Here is a 22,328-nt window from a genome sequence, read left to right on the forward strand (position 1 = left end):
TTTCTTCAAACCTTTTTCACTATACTAAACTCTTGACTTTTTGCTGGGGTTTTTGCGCATCATCTTTGCAAAAGTTACCCCGATAGCAGCCACGATTACTCCCATTACCAGCGCAAGTAGCGCCCCAATAATGTTGTCGTAGGCGAAAAGGACGAAGATTCCGCCATGCGGAGCTCGGCACTGCACCCCTAAAAGCATTGACAATGCGCCGGTGACCGCTCCTCCCGCCATCATTGAGGGGATTACCCGCAAGGGGTCGGCGGCAGCAAAAGGAATCGCGCCCTCAGAAATAAAAGATAAACCTAATAGCCAAGCTGCTTTACCATTTTGCTGTTCCGCAGGGGAATAAAGTTTAGGACGCAGCGTGGACGAAAGCGCCAGCGCCAACGGTGGAACCATGCCGCTTAGCATTACTGCTGCCATAAATTCATAAGCACCGCCAGTGGCTTGGGATAATCCCGCCGTACCCACCAGGTAGGCTGCTTTGTTTACCGGACCGCCCAAATCGAAGCACATCATCAATCCGATAACGATACCCAGCAAAATCGCAGAAGAACCCCCCATAGAGTTCAACCATTTTTGCAGCGCGCTCATTAAAGCCGCCAGTGGGCGTCCCAGCAGTAATAGCATTAACAGTCCCATCAGTAAGGAAGCTACCAGAGGTACGATTGCTACCGGCATTAAACCGGCTAACCAACGCGGGCATTTTAGGGTAGATAGCCAGTTGGCGATAAGACCGGCGATAATCCCAGTCACCAGCCCTCCGATAAATCCAGCTCCTAGCGCTACCGAGATTGCTCCCCCAATAAAGCCAGGGGCAATTCCGGGTCGTCCCGCTAATCCGAAAGCTATGTAACCTGATAGGGCTGGCACCAGGAAACTCATTCCGGTTTGCCCCAGGTAGGTAAGCAATGCTCCCAGGTACAGCGGGAATCCGGCACGGGAAGTGATTATATTACCCTCGAATGGCCCGTTCGAGGGTAAATTCCACAGGGAGAAGTTCAGAGAAATATCTTGGGCCAGTCCCGCAACGTCATAACCGCCAATTAGGAAACCGAGTGCAATCAGTAACCCTCCGGCCGCCACGAAGGGAATCATATATGACACCCCTGCCATTACCGCTTTTTGGATTCGCTGTCCCCAGTTCAAGGTTTTCGCTGGTTCTGCGGGTTGCGCGACAGGCTTTGACCTAGCATTTGGGTCTTTCTTTTTTGCCATTACTTCGCTAATTAGTTTGCCAGGATTGTTGATTGCGGCTTTAACTCCCACATCAACAACCGGCAGATGCTCGAATCGCTCCGGCATCTGTATACTCACGTCATGGGCAAAAATCACCCCGGCAGCTGCGGCAATTAGGGCGGAATCTAGGCGGTCAATATGCCCCGATCCTTGCGCCTCTACATATACCGGAATCCCCAGTTCTTTACCTTTGTTAATCAGGGAGTCTGCCGCCATATAGGTGTGGGCAATCCCGGTGGGGCAAGAAGTAACTGCTACCAGATATTTTTCCTGGTCAGGAGAGTCTCTTTCATCTTTTTTGTCCGTTTTTTCCGCACTTGCCGCTTTGGAAGTAATAGGCGATTTTGATTCCGGCATAGCCGACGCATCTTTAGTAGTTGGGGACGCCTTGGTGACAGCGCCCGCCGCAGCGGCGGGGGCAGCGGGCGGAGACACTACCTCCATAATGATTTGCGCTGCCTGTTGGCCAGATTCGACAGAGCGCAAACCAGCTAAGAAATCCTTATCTACCAGTTTGCGTGCCAGTTTTTGCAGCAGTTTCAAATGAGCTTGTCCTTGCCCCTCAGCAGCGGCAATCATGAAAACTAAATCTGCCGGTCCGTCCTTAGCCCCAAAATCTACTGGTTCTTTAAGCCGGGCAAACGCAAGCGAGCCAACTGTTACCGCCTCTGAGCGGCAGTGTGGAATCGCGATTCCACCGGGCATACCGGTGACAGATTGAGCTTCCCTGACCATCAGGTCATTAATCAAACCTGCTTTAGTGGCGCGCCCACTGGCAGCAATTTTTGCGGCGAGCGCGGTTATCACCTGGTTTTTTTCTGTCCCCAGCGGTTCATCTAAGCTAACTAGCTGCGGAATTATCAACTTTTGCTCTTCCATGATTCTCCTTAAATGGGGTAAGCGTTTATAGGCTTAGTTTGGTTATCGTGACTTGTTCGGGATGAATTTCTTCTGGCCGAGGTGGCTGCGTTCCTTCTTTGGTGCAGGCAGCAGCCCCGTAGGCTAAAGCCCTAGCTAAGCATTCTTCGGGGGGTCGCCCTGCCATTTGCGCCAAGATATAGCCCGCTAGAGCCGAATCGCCGGCTCCAACTGTTGAACGTACCGGGACATCGGGACTACTTCCATGCCACGCGCCCTCGCTGGTAATTAGGATGGCTCCGGCTTTACCCAAGGTTGCGAGCACTGCCCCTACCCCGCGTTCACTAAGCTGTTTAGCTTTTCGTGCCACCGGCAATAAATCACCGCTGGCGGCAGCGTTTTCCAGTTCAGCTCCGTTGCCTCCCAGCAGCTCAGCAAGTTCAAAAGAGTTCGGTTTCATCAAATCTACCCTTACGGTTCCCAGGGCTTTCCCGAGGGCGCGCAAGGGGCTCCCAGAGGTATCGAGCGCGAACCGTCCAGGGCAAGTTTCCATTTCCCTTAGACAGGTGAGGTAAAAATCATCCGGCAAGCCTGGCGGTAAAGACCCGGCAAGTACCACCCAGTCTCCGTCCTCTAAATCTCTCGCCTGTTCTGTAAATGCCCTCAGCAGCGATTTTTGCTGCCCGAGGGTAAGAGTTGGCCCCGGTTCATTTATTTTGGTGGTTTGCCCCCTGCCATCAATGATTGTGAGGTTAGTACGCACCGCTTCGGAAATATCGGTGCTCACATACGGCAGTTTTACCTGGTCTAAAAGCCCTAGAATCGGGTCTTGAGGGCAGGCGGGCAATACGCAGCGAACCGCAGCCAAAGCCTCTTGAGCTACCCGTGCCACATTTATTCCTTTACCTCCCACGTCAGTGTGGGTCGAGGTGATGCGATGAACATTCCCCGGCACTAGGGTCTGCGCCAGGTTTAAGGTTTTATCCAAACTAGAGTTTGCACTCAGGGTAATAATCATGCCAAAAACACTTTCTTCGCTAGTTTTTCCAAGTCTTTACCGGCGATTTCCTTTAGGCGTTTATCGGAAATCAGGATTTCGATTTCCTCGGGACTAGCGAATTGAACGGTAGCGGTATATCCATATTTATCGGAGTCCGCTAGCATCAGGCAGCGATTACTGCTTTGCACCATTGCCCGTTTTATCGCGGCTTCTTCAAGGTCGGCAGTGGTATATCCATCCAGAGGATCCATTCCGTTGGTGCCGAGAATGGTTAAATCGGGGTGAATCGCGCGCACGGACTGCACGGCTAGCGCCCCTACGGTTGCCAGGGTGGACTCACGCAACATCCCCCCAATCAAATGTATTTTCAGGTTACGAGTGGTCGCTCCTATTGCGGACGCGATTGCCGCAGAGTTGGTTACTACCAGCAAATCTGCGCGATCTGGCAGGAGCTTAGCAAAATAGGCGGTCGAAGAGCCGGCATCTATGAAAACCGTAAATGCGCCCTCGGGAATATAGCTGAGGGCGCGCTGAGCGATTTGCTGCTTTTGCTCGCTGTTGATTTTCATTCGTTCTGCCAATTGGGATTCGGCAATCTCGCGAGTTGTAACCGCTCCCCCGTAAACCCGTTTAGCTTTGCCTTGCTCAGCTAGAATATCGAGGTCGCGGCGAATGGTTTCGTCCGATACTTCAAAACGATTAGCCAGATCCCGCATAGACACTTGCCCAAATTGCGCTAGCGTTTGTTCAATCTGTAAGCGCCGCCCTCCGCTGTGAACCGGCATCTTCGCCCTCCCCTTAACGCCAAAAAGATATTCCAAAAACGGAAACAACATAAACATTCTAAACAACACCCCAAGCAAAAACAAGAGATATTAGTGGGTTTATTTCCGGTTTTTGTGGGTTTTTGTCCTTCTTTTTGTGGTTTATTATGGTTTAGCTGCGAGCTTTCTTGAAAAAATAACTCAATCATGAAAGACTTATTTCAATTGAACCAACCTCAGCGAGGAGGACAAATGTCTACAGAAAACACGATTTATGGAACACCGGTAGTAAATGGTCTCGCCTATGGGCCAGTCGCCTGGGTTAGCCGTTTTGAAATCCCCAAACTAGATTCCACAATCATTTCTCTAGACAAACGCGAAGACGAGATTCAGCGCTACACCCAAGCCGCCGAAACCGTCTCCTCGCGACTACGCGAACGCTCCAAGGAAACCGTAGGTAGCGCCTCGGATGTACTTGCCGCCCAGGCAGAGCTTTCTCGCGACCCCGGATTCAAGAAAATGGTAGTCGGCGCGATTAAAAAAGGGACTCCCGCCCCGGTCGCCGTAGTCACCACCACCGAAATGTTTTGTGGAATGTTCGAGAAAGCCGGCGGGTTAATGGCAGAACGCACCACCGACCTCAATGACCTTTGCCAGCGGGTTGTCGCTGAACTTTTAGGAGAGCCCGAACCGGGACTACCCCGACTAAGCGAGCCATCTGTGCTATTTGCTGATGATTTAGCCCCCGCAGACACCGCCGGATTAAACCCGGAAGAAATCCTAGCTTTAGTAACTGAACAGGGCGGTCCGACCTCCCATACCTCTATCATTGCTCGCCAACTGGGAATCCCCTGCATAGTTGCAGCGCGTCAGCTACATGAAATCCCGCAAGGAGAATCAGTATTCATCGATGCCTCTTTGGGAAGCATCTCCACCGGAATAACCCCGCAGGTGGCTAGACCCAAAGTTGAAGCCGATTTGAGCGCTCGGGAAGCTATCCGAAACTGGTCAGGCCCTGCCCGTCTCGCCAGTGGCGAAGCGGTCGAATTACTGGCTAACGTACAGGACGGAGAGGGCGCGAAGAAAGCCGCTGCGGGATATGCACAGGGAGTGGGACTTTTCCGCACCGAGCTCTGTTTCCTCGATTCAGCTAAAGAGCCCACTACCAGCCAACAAGCCGATATTTATTCGCAAGTATTTTCAGCTTTCCCGGATAAAAAAGTGGTTACTCGCACCCTAGATGCCGGTTCGGACAAACCAATTTCTTGGGCAACTCTAGATGCAGAACCCAATCCGGCACTGGGGGTAAGGGGCCTGAGAACCACCGGCATTGACCAGGAGCTTTTCACCCGCCAATTAGACGCAATCTCCCAAGCCGCCCAGGAACACGAAGGAAAAAATTGGGTAATGGTTCCTATGGTTTCCACCCTTACCGAAGCGAAATGGGTAGCGAAACTGATTAGAGAACGGAATCTAACTGCCGGAATTATGGTAGAAGTTCCGGCAGTTGCAATCATGATTGACCAGTTCCTAGCGGAAGTTGATTTCGTCTCGATTGGCACTAACGACCTCACCCAATACGTGATGGCCGCCGACAGAATGAACGCTAACCTGGCAACCTACACTGATCCCTGGCAACCAGCAGTTTTAACCCTGATTTCCCGGGTTGCTAAAGCGGGACAGCGACTTGGAAAACCGGTAGGAGTATGCGGGGAGGCAGCGGCTGACCCGATTTTAGCCTGTGTCCTAATCGGTATGGGGGTCACTTCCCTATCTATGGCTGCTTCCGCCATTCCGGGGGTGGGTGCCCAGCTAGAGCAAGTAACCAAAGAACAGTGCGAAAATGCCGCCCACGAAATACTGACGGCACTTGATGGCGGAGATGCCCGCGCAAAGGCACGCAAAGCCCTAGGAATTGATTAGTTTCTAAAGGGGGTACCCAGCTTTCTTGAACCCTAGGCTTACCAGAGCCTGGGGTTCAGGCATTTTTCCCCTGAACCCCAGTAGTAACAGCGTTCACTCCTCCGCCTATTGCCGCTACCAGAGGGCAGTATCATCGGGAAGCATATCGAAAGATAATGACCAACAAGGCACTAGCAGCTTCCCTGAACGGGATAAACAGGAGTTAGCGCATAGAGCACTATTTCGGATTTTAGTATCCGGCGGTAGCAGTCCCAATCGACAGATATTGTCCCTCTCCAACATCTACAATATCGCCTGGTTGCAGCACTATCGGACAGGCAGGATCAATCGCATGAGTTTGCCCGCCGCGACGCAAACGGGTACCGTTTACCGACTCTAAATCTTTCAGAGAGGGGTTTCCACCCCCATCAATATAAAGCAAACAGTGGCTACGAGAAATCTGTTTTGCCGGGCTGGGAACCGTCATAGCTTGTGCCTGCGGATAGGACGAGGTTGCGACCTCGGGACGGCGACCGACCACAATCGCATTATCTAAAATCATGGACTGCCCTTGCCCCGAGGTAACCGTGTAGTTAAAACTAGGACGGCTTTGCTGCTCAACCCCATATTGAGCTTGCCCATAGTCTGCTGGTTGCTGATAGGAAGCCGGGGGATTAAATTCTGGCTGTTGATAGGGGGGCTGCGATTCAAGCGCCGGTTGCTGGTAACCGGTCATTCCTTGCGGAGAATATCCGGGATACTCCGGAGCAGCCGGTTGCTGGTCGTAGGGATTTGCATAACCGGAACTAAACTGCTGCCCATAGGGGTTAGGATTCATTGGCATTTGCCCTGAAGAAGCCGCCTCGGGCATCCCATAGATACCGCTGGGCGGAACATAACCGGCATTAGCGTTACCTGACTGGTTTGGGTAGTACTGGTAAGGGTTGTTATCCATATCTTTTCCTCCATAACCAAGGGGCAGCTTTGCTCTTGCCTATTGACACCAGTCTACCCCAGGTGAGCTTTTTCCATCTAAGCTAACCGCGAATACCTTTACACACCATTTCCCATTCTTGGCTTTCAACGCGATTTTTGCTTCCGAAACATTATAGTTACCGGTATTTTTTCCATCTACGCTCTCTTGCACCTGGTAGGAGGCAGGAGTGTCGCCTTTCCCAGGTTTCCAACTCAAAACTGTTTGCCCATCATTTCCCGCCTTTGCCGTTAGGTCGCTCACTGGAGGCACTTCCTCAACAATTCCGTCCTCGGGCGACGCGGTAATCAACGGGGCACTTGAACTGTTGGTATTTTTGACTGAAGTAGTCCCGGATTTCAGATAGTATGCCACCCCGGCTCCGGTCCCGGTCACCAGTACAAAGCCAGCAATTATTGCCAGGACGATTCGGCGCCAACTTGTTTTAGGAGCACCCACTAGCGAACGAGACAGCGCCAAAGAAGAACCGCTCCCCACGATTAGAGGACTGTCTTGATAACCCGAACCAGCTGACCCTGCCGTTTCTTGAAAACCGAATCCACTACCTTTCAAGCGGGTAGCATCTGCATCGGTACTGACCTGCGCCAAAGTAGGATTAGCGCTAGCAATATCCATACTGGTAGGTGGAAGATTTAGGCGATGCTGGGCATCTTGAAGCGCCTGACCTAAATCGGCGGCGCTCTTAGGTCGCTGCCCGGGGTCTTTTTCCAGCGCCCAAGCCAATATTTCACGAATCGGAGAAACCAGTTGCGGAGCATCTAGCCGAGGAGGAAGGCTCAAAATCCGCCGCGTGAGCGCATTGGCAGAGTTATCTTCTCCGGGTATCTCAAAGGGACTGCGACCGGTCAAAAGCGAATGCATAGTTGCAGCTAAAGAATAAATATCGGTAGCGGCAGCGGCACAAGAGTTCTCGTCATGTTGTTCCGGCGGCGCCCAAGGTACTGACAGTCCTAAAACATCGCGGTGAAGTACCGGTTTACCTAAAGGCAGAGCTAAGCCAAAATCTGATAAAACCGGGGTTGAGAATTCAGAAATTAGTACATTCGCCGGTTTAATATCACGATGTACCAAACCGGCTCGATGTACCGTTTCTAAAGCACCTGCCAAGCGAATCGTGGTGTCTAGGGCTTGTTCCGCTGACAGCGGGTATCTGCGAACCCTTTGCGAAAGATTTGCTACCGGACAGTATTGCAACACCAGATAAGGGCGTCCATCAGGAAGTTTACCGGTTTGATAGAGGGAGAGGATTGCCGGATGGGCGCTGGTTAGCGCCAAAGAGTCGGCTTCGGTTGCAAAAACTTGTCTGCCTTCTCGGCTTCCAAGTTCCCGCAGCACTTTGATAGCAACTTTGCGTTCGGGGCGCTTTTGTCGATACAGGTAAACATCAGCGAATCCCCCTCTGCCCAGCAGGGACTGCATAGTAAATCCGGGAATACTAGGGGGAGTTTGGTTCATGATTATCCCCTTTCTTGAAAATGGTTTCCTCCCCGCTGCTAACTTCCTGCACCCGGCGGGTAAAGTCTAGGGTATTTCCTATTTCAAAGGTCTGTACTGCTGCCAGGTGAGTCTCGTCCTCTACGCCCTCTCCCCCAGTTAGCTTGGGCGAGATAGCTAGGCTAGTGCTATCACTAAAATCTATCCCCACCTCAGGTAACCCTACTTTTGAAAGCCGGGTGGCTTCCGTAAAAACGGTGTTGGATTTAGCAGAAACCACCTCGGTTTGACCGGTGGAGGGAGCAAGAGGCGTACGTAGCTGCCGGTATTCCTGCTGGGTTAATCCCAGGGAGAGGCTAGGTAGATAGATTTCTTTGCGGGGAGTAAACACTCGTCCTATTACGGGGGCGTTTGCCAGTTTCTTACCCAGGTGACCGCGTATAAACCGGTTATAGAGCGAGGACGGGCGAATCGCCGCCACCAGTGCTTTCCCTTTTCCAGCTGCCGCTTTCCAGCTGACGGTTAGCTGTTTAACCAATTTCCATGCCCAATCTGGGTCAAGTCCTTCTGCCTGATCGGGTCCATAATCCAAAAAGTCAGCAATCCCCGCTAACTCCCGCGCACCCGACTGCGGTTTCTCTTTATTCATTGCCCCTAAATAGGTGTCTATTATCCAGGCGGCTTCTTGTCGGGTAGTCCCCGCTGGGAGACGGATTCCCCTATCGCGGAAGCGGTCAATTATTTCTTCCCATGCTCCTTTAAGCCGTCTAGCAGGTTCTTTAGCTTTTCGACGCCGATGGGCGCGATACCATTTAGCTATTAAAACTGCCAGGATTGGGGACAGCAGCAGTAACAGCCAGGAACCATATTTTGCGACTTGTACCAGCGCCTCTAATATCTGCATACCAGTAGAGGGGTTATCGGCGTGCGCCTGTTTTTCCACGTGAGGCAACACCGGCGGGGTGGCCGGCGGAGGCGGGGGCTGTAACACCTGCGGCTTGGGAACTGATTTTGGTTGCGGCTGGTCGGTGCGGGGAACTCGCTCCCTAGGAGGTGTGGGGTCGAACGTTATCCACCCCACCTCCTTAAACTTCACTTCCACCCAGGCATGAACGTTATCCCCTTTGAGTTCTAGGTTTCCACCGGCTTTTTTATCTGCCGGGTAGGCTCCGAGCACCACCCGCGCCGGAGCCCCGAAAGACCTCACCATTAGTGCCATTGCTACCGCGTATTGTTCATCGTCACCGATTAGTTGCTGCCCTTGGAAGAACTGCGCCATGCGGGAGGCGCGGTGCCCTGGTCTAGACAGCCCATCGGAGCCGTCAGAATAGAATCCTTGCCCCGAAAGGTAAGACTCCACGTTGCGCACCTTTTGTAAAGGAGTGGTCGCCCTCGCGGTTAGCTGGTTGTTTAGCTCAATTACTTCGGTAGGAACCGCTTCGTCCTTTCCTTGTGTAATAGTGTCAAATTCCAGACCGGAAATCCGAGCATCACTGGGGTTAAGGTCGCGCGAAAACCTGAGACGATAAGACATACCGGCTGGATTAGAAGCTGCGAAAGCAGAGCGTAGCGACTGTGAATAATAAATAACCGGTTTGCTTTGCCCATTGACTGTTATAGAACTCGCATTCCCCAGCAGCGGAACCCAGGGTTGATCATAATTAACCAATTTGACCTGGGCGTTTGCTCCAGGCGTTACCTCTTTATCTAAAACTGAATCTACCTGAACAAATTGGGCGTTTAAGTTGGGATCAATTTTGAAAACCGTACCGTCATAAGCGTTCATGGTGGCAAAACGCATTCGACTTCCCGCCGGATAGTTCTTCACTTCGGCAATGGTTTTGTCTTTCCAGTCACGGGAAAGATGCCTAAAGGAAGCTAGCGGGGAAATGAAATCTTCCAGGTCTACCGGCGGGAGGACGTGGCTGCGCAACACTTCGCGGTTTCCACGTTCGCTTACCCCAGCCAAAGCTCCCGCTACCAGGCAGACCGATAGGGTAAGAGAAATAATCACTAGCGGGCGGGTAATAGTATTTTTCTTGCTAACCCCCGCTAGCTGAACCCGGCGAGAACGCGCTTTGCTGGCAGAAGTGGTCACTAGGGCGCACCATAGCAGCGCAAAGAGGAAGTAGGCTCCCCCTGCCCAGGGCGCGCCAGGTACTAGAATCCCACCCCAGGCGATTGCCACTACAAGCGCCGTAGTGGCAGGCAGCAGAGCTAGCCAAGGCCTGAGTGACATAGCGGCTAATCCCGCTAAAAATGCGGTTAAGAGGCAGGTCATAAAGGGGAGTACTGCCGTTCCGCCCGCCGGAGTTAGCGGCAGGGACGCAGTTAAGGAATCTCGCCAACTTGTGACGGTAGAGGTGACCAGTACTTCCAAACCGGATAATGTGGGGTAAAACTTACGTCTTTGTGGGTCAGTGGCAGCCAAAGTGGAGCCAAAAGCCAAGAACACCCCCAGGATTAGGGTGATAGTGGAGATTATCCCTAAATGCCAACGGCGACTGATCACAGAAACTCCGCAGCCCAGGATCACCCCGCCGCTTGCCGCTATGGTTCCGGTAAAGCCCAGGAAAGGCAGGGAGAACAGATAGCAGGGAACGATAAAAAGCACGAGAGAGCTGAAAGCTGAAACACTTCTCTTCACAGGCTCATCACCCCGTTTAGGGCGCGCGGCAGCTGGGAGAGTTCTCCGATGTTTAGCAGTCGGCGAGAGCTCGCTCCCCTTCTACTCAAGGCAGCCCCATCGTCTGCACGAATACCGGTTGTTGCCATATCTACTGAGGGAAGTAAACAGATTTGTTGCAGGCGGCGCATAGAGATTCCAGGTCCGCAAATCAGCGAACACACCGAAGATTGAGCTTCATGTGCCAGTGCCCAACGAACCATTTGGGAAAACTCTTGCTCATTTTCTTGCATCTGAACTTCAGTTAGAAAATCTAGCGCTGCCCCGGAAGTTGCCGCCCTTATCACGCTTTTACCAGCATAAAGAGTTAGGGGTTGTCCATTTGAGAGCGATGAGACCGCCAGTGAGGCTGCGGCTTCAACCGCCAGCTCAAAATCGTCTTGTTGATAGTCTTTCGGGTTTAAATCTAAAACAATTAAATGATGGGAGCGTCTAGTCTCTAGATATTGACGCAGCATTAGTTCACCGGTATGAGCGGTCATTTTCCAGTGAATATGGCGGCGATCATCCCCACTTTCATAGGGGCGCAGCGCATGGAATACCGCATCCGAACTGGTTATTACCGAGGAGGCCACCCCCTCCATATCTCGGGTATAGCCACTCAAAGTACCTAAAGCCGAGGTGAAGTTGGGATACACGTACACTTCATGGTGCTGCTCCCAGGTACGAACCCGCCGAATCAGCCCTAAAACATCTTGCCGTACCGTCCTAGCAGGGCCAACCAGAATTTTTTCTCGCCGTTTAGTTTGTAACTGGAAGCTGCGGGTAAAACTCTTGCCCGCCCTCAGGGTTGGCAGAGGGATATCGACCTCTTCATCTCCCAGCGGCAACTCGATAGTTAGGGCACGTAGCGAACGGCGACCGTCATTTTTCGCAATCACCCTACCTATTAGCTCTTGTCCTTTTCTTAAGCGGTCTTGCTCTACTTTTACCTGTAAAGACAAATCTGCCCCTCCCCAGGTTTGTAATATCGCCAACCCTAGGGCTCCCAGAGCCCCAAACATTATTGCCGCTGCCTCTGCCCAATCCCATAACAGATAGGCAGGTAGGCTTACTACTCCCCCCAGGAATACTAGCCACCCTAAACCGGTCAGCGGAACTTTGCGCACCGCAGCCAGGTAGCTACGTGAGCGCACCCTATTCCATGCCTTATTTCCACTTTTCACCGCATTTTTTAGCGCGGTAGTAGTGTCCAGGGGAACTTTCATTATTTTAGGCCTGCGAATCTACCGGTGGAGGTACCTCACCTAGGGCACGTTCAACTACGCTTTGCGCGGTTGCTCCCTCGAATAAAGCATCTGCATCCATAATTATTCGGTGCGCCCAAACTGGAACAGCCAAGGTTTTTATGTCATCTGGTAATACATAGTGACGCCCTTGGGAGGCAGCCCACACTTTCGCCAGCCGCATCATCCCGATTGCTGCGCGGGTAGAAACCCCCAGATTGACAGCTTCGTCTAGGCGGGTTGCTTCCGCAAGTTGCTGAACATAGCGGATAATCTGCTCATCTACATAGTTGCGCAGCCCCATTTGCCCCAGGGATATGATTTCTTCCGCTTTAACCACTGCTTTTAGATTCTTGGATAAATCTGGTTGGCTAGCTCCAGAGAGTATTTTGATAGTAGCTTCTTTATCGGGATACCCTAGGGAAACTTTGATTAGGAAGCGATCGAGCTGCGCCTCGGGTAGTTTATAGGTTCCGGCTTGCTCTACCGGGTTTTGGGTGGCAATTACCAAGAATGGGGACTCAACTGGGTGAATCACTCCATCTACACTGACTTGATGTTCTTCCATTACTTCTAGCAGGGCTGATTGGGTTTTAGGGCTGGCACGGTTAATTTCGTCCGCGAGGACGATATTGGCAAAAACCGGTCCGGCATGGAAATCCCATTCCTTAGTTTGCTGGTCATATACGGTTACCCCGGTTATATCAGTGGGGAGCATATCCGGGGTGAATTGGATACGGCTATGGGAAGCAGCCACCGAAGCGGCGAGGGCGCGCGCTAGGGCAGTTTTACCAGTTCCGGGCGCATCCTCTAGCAAGATATGTCCGCCTGCTAGGAAAGCTGCGAGCACCAGACGAACCTGGTGTCCTTTCCCTAGAATCGCCAAATCAACGTGTTCGGCTATTTGCCCGAACTGGGTAGCAAACTCTGCGGCTTCTGCCTGTTTTAGAATCATATGGCGATTTCACTTCCTATAATCGGGGCAGGTTTTCCTGCACTTCAAGACGGTTAGTAAATGGTTTATGATATCCGCCGACGAAAAGATTTATTTGCGCGGGCAGATAGGGTCGGTTAGTTAATGTGTCGTTAGTCAAAGTTGCGGGGAGTTCGATTAGCGGGGTCAAGTGTGGCCATATTGGCTTAGATTCGACAATCATAGGGGTAAGATCCAACCAATTTTGCAGGTAGGAGACGGCGGCAGTCGGTGTATTACTGGGAGATGTCGAGGGCGAGGTACTGGGGTTTGGGGTAGGGGTAGGTTTTGGTTTAAGGGTCGAGACCTCAAGCCTTTCCGAATCCACGGAAGTTCCCCCGGATTTTAGCTTCAACTCAGCCCTGATAGTCCAGGTTTCTCCCGGTTTTAAGTTTTGAAGGGTAATTGTCCAACCGTTTCCCTCATTGAACTGGGTTTGGTATTGGTCGGAGGCAAGAGTAGCTCCTGCCGATTCTTTCCCGGAAACCTCTAGCTCAATATAGCTGCTGTCCCACACGTCTAGACCATTTACAGTTACTTCTATCTCCGTGCCAGTTTCAGACCTTTTCTTGCTGTTTTCTTTGATTTGACCAATATCTGGATTTTTCTGAGCAGGCATATTACCACTAACCGAACCAGTGACCAGTTTGTTATGGGTAAAGGCGCAGCTGTAATCCACTTTCAGGTTATTTTTTGCCCGAGGATCACGGTAGCTGAAAATTCCGCCAGTGACGCTAATATCTGCCACTTTAGTTACTTTACATTCTCCGCTATCCCCGACCGGGACGGCATAGATCATTTCTACCGAGGCTTCACGCGCTCCTGCGCGCGCCAATTTAGCCTTTACCGTATCCTTGCTGAAAGCGTCAAAGGTTATAAACTCACTCGTAGCCGCCGGCCCCGACTTGGTATTAACCGCCTGCACACTGAAAGTATGGGAACCACCAGCCAGCTCTTTAACGGTCAATTTAGTATCTTTAACTTGCTGCGGACTGCCGCCCGAAACCGTAACAATATAGTGATCAATCGGAGAACCTCCATTACTGACAGGAGAATCCCAACTTAAAGTTGCTGCTCTAGGACCAGTAGCGGTAGCGGAAAGATTAGTCGGAGCACTGGGGGTTATTTCCACTTCAACCGCTACAGACGCCTCCGAGGGCTTAGAGTCCCCTACTCGATTGGTGGCAACCACGGTGAAAGAATGCGACTTTCCAGGCTCTAAACCTGGGAAATCGGTAATCGTGCCAGTAGATTTAACGCTCCGCCCAGAAACCGAATCGGTAACCGTATAACCAGTTATGGGAGCGCCATTAGCGGCAGGAGGAGTCCAGCTAACACTGACCGTGGTTGATTCGCTAACAGTAGCAGTTACCGCCGTGGGAGCATCAGGTACCGAAACCACCCTAATCGTAGCTGTACCGCTAACCTGACGATCAGAATCCCCGCTCGCGTCCTGTAAGGTGTAGGAAACCACCAGGTCTCCTTTGAAAGTTGCAGCTGGGGTTACCTGTAGACTGGTTCCCGTTGCAGATATCTGCCCCAATCCTTGCACTACACTGGGTGAACCAACGGTTTTCAAAGGCTGTCCGGGATACGGGTTCGTAGCGTAACGATTTAAATCAATACTGAGGGTTTTCCCAGATTCACCCTCTAAATCAATCGCCGCAAGTTGAATCAATGCTCTAGTAGAGCTGACCACCCTTACCGGTATCTTCCCAGTTGTCGGAGCTGAGCCGTCCTCTACAGTTACTTCAATACTGCCCGCATCCCCCTTAGCTTTACCAACTTCAGCCGCGACCGAGAGTATATGTCCCTTTAAGGAGGCTTTAATCCCTGGTGGAATAGCCCCGAGTCGGTAATTCATCTTTGCGGGGTCATCTCCATCTTCATCACTAACCATATCCGCAAGATTTGCGGTAATCGCTTCTTCACCCGCGGCAACTTCTAGGCGCGTAGGGGTAAAAACTGGGGGATGGTTGCTGGTAGATGCCACATTTATCGGTAAAGTCAGGGAGGCACTAAGTGCGCTAGAGTCATTTGCTTGCCCGTCACTAACCTGCATCACCAGGGTAGTTTTACCAAAGAAATCAGGACTTATCTTTACCTGGAAAGAATCATCTCCAGACATTTTCACTCCCCCCTCAAACCCGGCACCCAAGGTGATGGCTTTCGCAGAGTGAACGTGCGGAGTACGAGATTTCCGGGTAATCACATGGGAAGCTAAATCAACGGTTAATGTCTGCCCAGATTCTGCTTTTAAGGGCACGGTATCGGGATCAATATAGGGTTTTTGCTCGGAAACCCCGGGCACGTTTACCACCGCATTGGAGTTGAGTCCATCCTGGTCAGTAACCTTGTACAACACCAATTGCCGTTTAGCGGGGGCAGGAATCACCAGTTTTTGTCCCTTAACGCTTACTCCCTCCTGTTCGCAAGTAACTGTTAAGGCAGCTCCATCTCCGTCAGGGTCAATATCATTGGCGAGAACATCCACCTCGATAGGGTCACCAACTTTTCGTCCGCCTTCTTTCGCGCTAACCAAATCATCGGCAGCTTCAGGGGCTTGCAAGGGCGCATAGGGGTCTACTTGCACAGTTGCTATGGAGGTATCTTGCCCGCCTCGCCCATCGGTGATGGAGTATTGAATCCCATAGGAGTCAGCTTTCTTCGGGGTGGTGAGTAGCACCGAGTTCTCCCGGGCTTTAGCATTAACGGTTTGCCCGGCGCTTTGCAGCGATTTGGCAATCAGGCTAATCCCGTCACCGTCCGGGTCGGTATCGTTAGCGGTCACCGCCACCGCGAGGGCGCGATTTGGTCTTACCCGTACCTTATCCGCATTTGCCTGGGGTTTCTGGTTCAAAGTGGATGCGGGGGCAATCCCTACTTGCACCCGCGCCGTCCCCTGTTTACCGAAGCGGTCTTCCACAATATAGCTGAAAGTATCAGTTCCGATTTTTCCGGCAGTTGGCTGATAATTAAGCCAGCTAGAGCCGATATCAACTACTCCCATCTTGGGGGCATCGGCAATTCCCACCAAAGATACTGAATCTCCATCAGGGTCAATACTGGTCAGTTCCACCGGTATCCGGGTACTTTGCCCGGAAATAACCCTCCCGGTAAGTACCCGAGGTTCGGGAGCGGAATTATCCGAGGTATTTGCCGGTTTTATTTCTACACTTACCCGCGCACTTGCCTGGTTCTGGTTGGTATCTATCGCCGTATAGGTAGCCTCGTATTTACCAGGTTTTTTCGCTAGGAAACGCACCTGGTTTCCAGTAACGAAGAACTTTCCTGCGTCTGGCGAGGTGGTAGTGGTGATTGTCGGCGAGACTTTTAGAGTTAAACCTACCGGGGAACGGTCATTAGCCAGCACATCTACACTAGCTACATCTCCTACTCTCCCCTTGGCCCGATCAGGTTTTACAGTTGGAGGTGCTGAACGTGACTGGGTTTTTACCGGAATAACCGTAACTACCCCTTCGGCGCTTTCATGCCCATTTGATACCTGATATTTTAGGGTTTCTGCTTTGGTCAGTCCGCGCGGAGCAGTGATATTTAGCAGCGAATGATCCATTACAGTTGCTCTCAGCGGCGAGGACGCATCTACGGTCACTGATTGGGTAACCAGAACGTCTCCAGCCGGATCGGAATCGTTAGCCAGCACATCTGACAGCACCTGTCCCCCCACTGGCAACACTGCAATATCATCTTCTACCACCGGTTTTCCGCGTTTACCGGAGCTAGCCACATCCACTCGAATAACTCCGGTCGCGGTGGCTGGCCCGTCAGAGACCGTGTAGGTCAAGTAGTAGGTTCCCTCTTGTTCGGAGCGGAATGATAAAGTTCCGCCCGCCAAATCGGGGGTAATCTGCGGCCCGGTTTGTTCGATATTTACCCCTGCCAGGGTCAAGGGATCGCCATTGGCATCGGTATCATTTGCCAAGGGACGAATGGTAATGGTGGTTCCGGCTCTAGCGAACGCGATATCTCCGTTTGCTTCCGGAGGAACGTTTCCGGATGCACGTACATCTACCAGTATTCTTCCGGTTATTTCTTCTCGTCCATCAGAAACCAGAACTTTTAGTTCTTTCTTCCCTACCCCTTTGGCTTGATTGCGGATTACTAGGGTACCTTCTTGCCGATATTCGACTTGGTTATCCTGGGAAGAGGACGCACCAGTTAGAAACAGGGAATCTCCGTCAGGGTCACCGAACACCGGGAGGGCGTTGTACTCGATTTGTTTACCTGATTCAACTACTACGGTTGGTACTCGTTTCTGGGTTGGTGCATTATTTTGAGGCTCCGGGGTAACCTTCACGGTTACATTGGCGGTATCTACCCCACCGCGTCCGTCTTTAGCCTGATAGGTGAAGTTTATAGTTCCGCTGGCATTAGCTGGCAGTTCAATCCGCAGAGCTGCCCCTCCGCGTACTGGCTTTACCTGGGCAGCCCCGGCTCCTCCTACTATTTCGGCAGTTAGTAAATCACCATCGGTATCAGAATCGTTTTCCAGTACCGGTAGTGTGGTTATTTTTCCTGGTCTAGCCCCGAATACGTCATCGCGAGCCACCGGCGGGGTGTTTTCTTTTTGTCGATCTTTTTGTGCTATCTGTTCGGTCAGCTGGGGAGAGTCTTCTCGCTGTTCTTCCTTCTTTAACATGGTAGAGATTTCGTCCCAGTTATCTACCAGTTCCATGTTTTTGTCAGCCAACCATACTGCCCCATCGGTAGTGTCATTGAGCACCACTAGGTCGCGGTTCTTGCGAAATACCGGGGTTTGCGCAGTTTTTAGCCTCGCAATATCTTGCGTAGGTCGATAAACCTTTCCCGCGCATTCACGCACAAATTTGCCGCTTACCGACCAGGCTCCATAGATACATTCTGATTTCACCGCTGGTCTGGCTGGATTTCCCCCACTGGCACCCGAGGGAATATCGCTGGTGTTACCGCTGGCGATATCAACTTTTATTAGTTTATCCTCGTTGGCGATAACCACATAGGGTTTTTGAGGACCAGATTCTTGTAGGTGTAGCTGCGAACCAGAAAGTTTGACCCTTTTCCCACTGGGTAGATAGAGAATTCCTTGCTGACTGTCGAGGGCGACTGCCTGCCTTCCCACCCCTGCCACTTCCAACTTGGCTCCCAGGGGCATCTGCGAGATTTTTATCCGTTCATCTTTGAAGAGTTTTCCCTCTTTAGTGACGGTTACCAGTTCTTTCGTGGTCGGTGAGGCTAGGAAGAATTCCCCGCTTTCTCCTCCTGCCAGTTGCGCTCCTCGCAGGGAACGCACCGTAGCGTTGGCGCGGTTACGCTCTTGGGTTAATATATCTTCTCCACTCCACAGCAGGCCGGATTCGGGATCTAAAATTGCCAGGTTAGCGCCAGATTGGGCAATTTGTTGCCCCTTAGCCAGGGAAGTGGAAGTTTCCAGCCGTACTTTCTTGGGGTCAATTTTTGTAGCCTCACTGGCAGCTTTGTTTTGAAAGTGAACGTTTTCTCCCGCCTGAGTAACGTCAAACTGCCCCGCTTTGGAACGTACCGCTCCATCCAGGGCACGCGCCGGAAAGTTTAAATGCCCCACCAGGTGTTGAGATTGATTGGTGACCCAGATTCCGCCATCATTTAAATCCACCTGCGCCCGGGTAATACCGGGGTGTTGCCAAGCCAGGTAAACAATTACCATGCTCAGGGCAGCTAGTATGGCGATTGTAACTTTTCGCAATCGTCCCCGGACTTTTAGATTTTTTTGTTTCTGGCGCTGAAGGGCGGAATATCCAGTAACTCCGGTGTTTTGTTGCAAGCCGCTACTGTTTACGAAACTGCCAGATTGTCCCTGGCTAGAGCGCGAGGAGCTGCCCATTCTCCCTTTTCTTCCCCGCACTCCAGTCACGACCCCGTCCTCTTCGCTAGCTCAAGGTTTCCCGTGACCGGCAGTAAAATGACGCACAGACCGGGAACTAATCAGCAGATGATTACTAAATAATGACTTTACTAAATCTGCCTACTCTTTCGCCTGTTTTAAAAGTTATCCACAGGTATGGTTTGTCAGACCTCTAGGGGATACTTCCGGTGCAGCTTAGGTTTTTCGTACACCTTAATCGCAGATAGATGCTCTGTCCTCCACTGGTTTGGAAAGTAACCAGGTATTGAGCTCCACTTTCGTTATTTACCGCTCTTTTCGGCAAAGTTACTTGCTGTCCCTCTGTCTGTTTGATCAGGGAATTCGCGGTTTCAACGCTGCCCACCAATTTGGCTGTCTCTGCCTGGTCTTTTCGGCTGAGGGCAGCCGCAATCGCCCGGCTTTGCTGCTCTATCTGCCCACTTGTGGCTTTATCGCGCTCGTGACTGCCAAGCCACGCATTAAGCGTTTTCGCTCCCCAAACAAGACAAAGCGCAATTGCAACTATTTCGAGGACAATAATCCCCTGCCACATAAGGCGCTTACCGGTAGTTTTTCTTGACATTTTTACCTGTCGGCATTCCTGTGTGCTGCGCATTTTCATAAGAACAAAGGAGTTAGCGACCATATGGATACCAAACTATTGATAGCAACAGTTTCATATCCAACTTGGCGATAAACCCATCGTTGGCTATTGTTTCACAGCAATTTTCTCTCAGCAAACATCTCTGCTTTTTCAAGGTATCTCCTGGTCAGCAAGGAAATAAAGCTCGCATTTTCTGTCTACTAACGCCACTAATGCTGCCCTGTTTTAGCGTGAAAAGAGGATAGCGGGGATAGTGCCACCCCGGCTTGCTATATGCTTCCCGATTTTAGCGGGAGAAGAGACTGTCGCGCGCCCTTTCTAGCTAAAATCGCCCTCCCAGAACAGTTCCGCCCTCCCAATATGCCTAAAACACCGTTAAAACTCCCTTATATCCTTAACCGGGAGGGTGATTTTGCCGTGGGAGGGCGTTTTGGTCGCAGTCTCACACAGCTTAGCAAGACTGCGGGCTGCGACTTTGATGCTTACGATCGCGCTTTCACGTAGCTGAGCAGCACGCCCTCGTAACTTAAAACCTAAACAGCTTAGTCAGGTCGCCTGATTCTATTCGGAAACGAAAAACTTCCCCTACCTCCTCTAATCTCCCCAGCAAACCCAATCGATTTACATACCCGAGGAAACCTCAGCGGTTGCGGGCTAAGAACCACCACCTTAAAATGAGAATGTGTTAAGAAAAAAGGGTTCCTCTATATTCCAGTTCTTCGCAACCCTCGCGACTCTCGCGGTGATTGCCGCTATCGGCTCAACTATCCCAGCTTCGGCACAGGGAATCACCACTTGGGATGACCTGGTAGCTAAAGCCAACGCTCTCACTTCCGGGCAACAAGAGCTGACGGTCACCGGGAATCTTACGCTCAATGAACAGTCAAAACCACTGGTGGTTTCCGAGGGCGCAGAGCTGACCCTGAAGGGGGCGGGCACAGTTACCGGTATAAACACTCCAGCAGTGGAAGTGAAATCCGGTGGGAAACTGAACCTGGCGGGCCCGTCCTTCACCAAAACGCAGTTCACCATAAAGGGAGACCTAAACTTTAGCGCCGGTTCTATTCACGATTCCGACCCTGCCGGCCCGGTGATTTTCGTTAATGGCGGCAATTTCACCATGAGTGGTTCGGCTGACTTTTCCAATAACCTCACGCCAGAGAAAAAGGTAGCTTCCGCTGCCACTCCCGAAGGTGTCGATAGCGAAAAACTAGCCCCCATCACCGTCTATAACGGGACAGTATCGCTAAATGGCGGGACTATTAAAGGTAATCAAGGCGTCCTGCGAGGGGGGGCTCTGGGAATTTGGGGCAGTAAAGAAAAGCCTGCCTCCCTAACCATTAAGGACGGAGAAATATCCGATAACCGGGTAGAGCATTCCAGATTTAACGGATATGGCGGTGCAGTATTTACCGCATACACCAACGTAGACATCTCCGGCGGAAGTATTCATGGCAACTCCACCGAGTACGGCGGCGCCATGGTGATGGAAAATGGTTCTCTGGACATTAGTAACGGCACTTTTCAAGGCAATAAGAGATCCGACTATGGCGGCGCAGGCGGAGCCCTCTTTCTAAATAAAGTTAATACCAACATTTCTGGTGGCACTTTCAAAGGCAATCTCGGTAGCGACAAGGGCGGCGGTGCCATAAAGATTATTAATAGCGATTTGCATATTACCGGTGGAAACTTCACTGAAAATGAATGTTTGGCCTGGGGTGGCGCTATTAATGTTGTAGGTGGCACCGTAAAAATTGATGGCGGCTCCTTCACCGGAAATACTGCCGGCTCCTCCGGCGGGGCGATTAGCCTATCTGGGGGAACCAAGGAGGACAAGAACGGCGCTAAAACAGTTATCAATTCTGCTTATTTTGCTAATAATAAATCCTCGGGATTTTGGGGTGGTGGCGCTATTTACAACGACACTTTCTCTTCTTTGACCATTAACGATGCGCTGATCCGTAACAATTCCTTTAAGGACTGGATACCGGTTCAAGCTGGAGGTCGCCCCTACAGCATCCAAGGAGGTGGGGTCTGGAATTGTCCGACCGGACAAACGATTCTTAACGTTACCCACGGGAGTGCTATTTTCGACAACATCGCCCCCGATGGAGGAAAGAACAAAGAATTCAAGGGTGCAGGTGATGATTTCGTCAGCATCTCTGAACATAAATATGACGAGCCAGCTGTCACTGCCGGTAAACCGGTTTCTATCAGCCCCAGAATGTTGGGCGGAGGAAAAAGACTGTGGTATCAGGACGGCTCTAGTTACGGTATCCATTCAAACTGGAAATCACCGCAGCGGCGACTACCGCGCTATATCAAGGGCGGCGAGAATGTTCAAATACCCTACAACCAGGAAATTAACGACAACAAGGCTTTCAAATCGGTTCCCAGTGCCGCTTCGAAGCAGCTCGCGGAAAAACTTGCCCGGGTAGTTATAGAAAATAACACCGCTACCGGTACTGGAATTAGTGGCGGAGGAATCGCCAATAACGGTTTACTTACTCTAGGTAGCCCCGATACCTGGAAACTTCAGGTCAAAAAATCTTGGGAGGGAGATAACGCGCAGCAGCGTCCTACGAAGATTAACCTTGACATTCTGGTTGGCGGATTCCAAGTTGATCAGATAGAACTGAGCAAAGAAAACAACTGGACAGCTACGGTCGAAAACTTCCCCGACCCCGATACCCTGATTGATGTCAAGACCGGCAAGAAACTGCCAATCACTTTCAAAGAAAGCGGCGAAAATGGCAAACAGCTAGAC

General features: G+C 51.4%; 12 protein-coding genes. 2 read left to right on the plus strand and 10 right to left on the minus strand.

The window, feature by feature from the left end; genetic code table 11:
- Window positions 1-24 precede the first annotated feature (24 nt).
- From QZT94_RS08580 to QZT94_RS08590, 3 genes are read right to left on the minus strand one after another with little or no spacing between them, the layout of a single operon-like run.
- Window positions 25-2,118, minus strand: a complete 2,094-nt coding sequence (locus QZT94_RS08580; protein ID WP_296761310.1) for a fructose-specific PTS transporter subunit EIIC — start codon at window positions 2,116-2,118, stop codon at window positions 25-27.
- A 25-nt stretch (window positions 2,119-2,143) separates the two neighbouring features.
- Window positions 2,144-3,115 (minus strand): hexose kinase, encoded by a 972-nt coding sequence (locus QZT94_RS08585; RefSeq protein ID WP_296761309.1) that lies wholly within the window; start codon window positions 3,113-3,115, stop codon window positions 2,144-2,146.
- Entirely contained in the window at window positions 3,112-3,882 is a 771-nt protein-coding gene (locus tag QZT94_RS08590) for a DeoR/GlpR family DNA-binding transcription regulator (protein WP_296761307.1), read from the minus strand. The genes QZT94_RS08585 and QZT94_RS08590 overlap by 4 nt, the downstream gene beginning before the upstream one ends.
- 231 nt (window positions 3,883-4,113) lie before the next feature.
- On the opposite strand from QZT94_RS08590, the gene ptsP reads away from it, so the two are divergent.
- Window positions 4,114-5,784 (plus strand): phosphoenolpyruvate--protein phosphotransferase, encoded by a 1,671-nt coding sequence (ptsP, locus tag QZT94_RS08595; RefSeq protein WP_296761306.1) that lies wholly within the window; start codon window positions 4,114-4,116, stop codon window positions 5,782-5,784.
- Window positions 5,785-6,013: 229 nt separating this feature from the next.
- Here ptsP and QZT94_RS08600 read toward each other — a convergent pair whose 3' ends face one another.
- From QZT94_RS08600 to QZT94_RS08630, 7 genes are all read right to left on the minus strand, one after another.
- On the minus strand, window positions 6,014-6,718 hold the full coding sequence (locus QZT94_RS08600) for an FHA domain-containing protein (RefSeq protein ID WP_296761304.1): 705 nt from the start codon (window positions 6,716-6,718) through the stop codon (window positions 6,014-6,016).
- A gap of 39 nt (window positions 6,719-6,757) precedes the next feature.
- A complete protein-coding gene (locus QZT94_RS08605; protein ID WP_296761303.1) occupies window positions 6,758-8,212 on the minus strand; it encodes a serine/threonine-protein kinase in 1,455 nt (484 codons plus the stop codon).
- Window positions 8,193-10,838: a transglutaminase domain-containing protein gene (locus QZT94_RS08610; protein WP_296761301.1), complete on the minus strand. Its 2,646-nt coding sequence runs from the start codon at window positions 10,836-10,838 to the stop codon at window positions 8,193-8,195. Before QZT94_RS08610 ends, QZT94_RS08605 begins: the two co-directional genes overlap by 20 nt.
- On the minus strand, window positions 10,835-12,085 hold the full coding sequence (locus tag QZT94_RS08615) for a DUF58 domain-containing protein (RefSeq protein WP_296761299.1): 1,251 nt from the start codon (window positions 12,083-12,085) through the stop codon (window positions 10,835-10,837). Before QZT94_RS08615 ends, QZT94_RS08610 begins: the two co-directional genes overlap by 4 nt.
- Before the next feature lie 4 nt (window positions 12,086-12,089).
- Window positions 12,090-13,058 carry a MoxR family ATPase gene (locus tag QZT94_RS08620; protein WP_296761298.1) on the minus strand — a complete coding sequence of 323 codons (969 nt, stop codon included), beginning with the start codon at window positions 13,056-13,058 and terminating at the stop codon, window positions 12,090-12,092.
- A 16-nt stretch (window positions 13,059-13,074) separates the two neighbouring features.
- Window positions 13,075-18,936 (minus strand): Ig-like domain-containing protein, encoded by a 5,862-nt coding sequence (locus tag QZT94_RS08625; RefSeq protein ID WP_296761296.1) that lies wholly within the window; start codon window positions 18,934-18,936, stop codon window positions 13,075-13,077.
- Between the two features lie 193 nt (window positions 18,937-19,129).
- Window positions 19,130-19,540, minus strand: a complete 411-nt coding sequence (locus QZT94_RS08630) for a hypothetical protein (RefSeq protein ID WP_270625461.1) — start codon at window positions 19,538-19,540, stop codon at window positions 19,130-19,132.
- A gap of 703 nt (window positions 19,541-20,243) precedes the next feature.
- Here QZT94_RS08630 and QZT94_RS08635 point away from each other — a divergent pair.
- Window positions 20,244-22,328 (plus strand): Cna B-type domain-containing protein (locus tag QZT94_RS08635; RefSeq protein ID WP_296773371.1); only part of this gene is annotated, 2,085 nt, incomplete at its 3' end.

The organism is Varibaculum sp., from assembly GCF_008661855.1.
Lineage (GTDB): Bacteria > Actinomycetota > Actinomycetes > Actinomycetales > Actinomycetaceae > Varibaculum > Varibaculum timonense_A.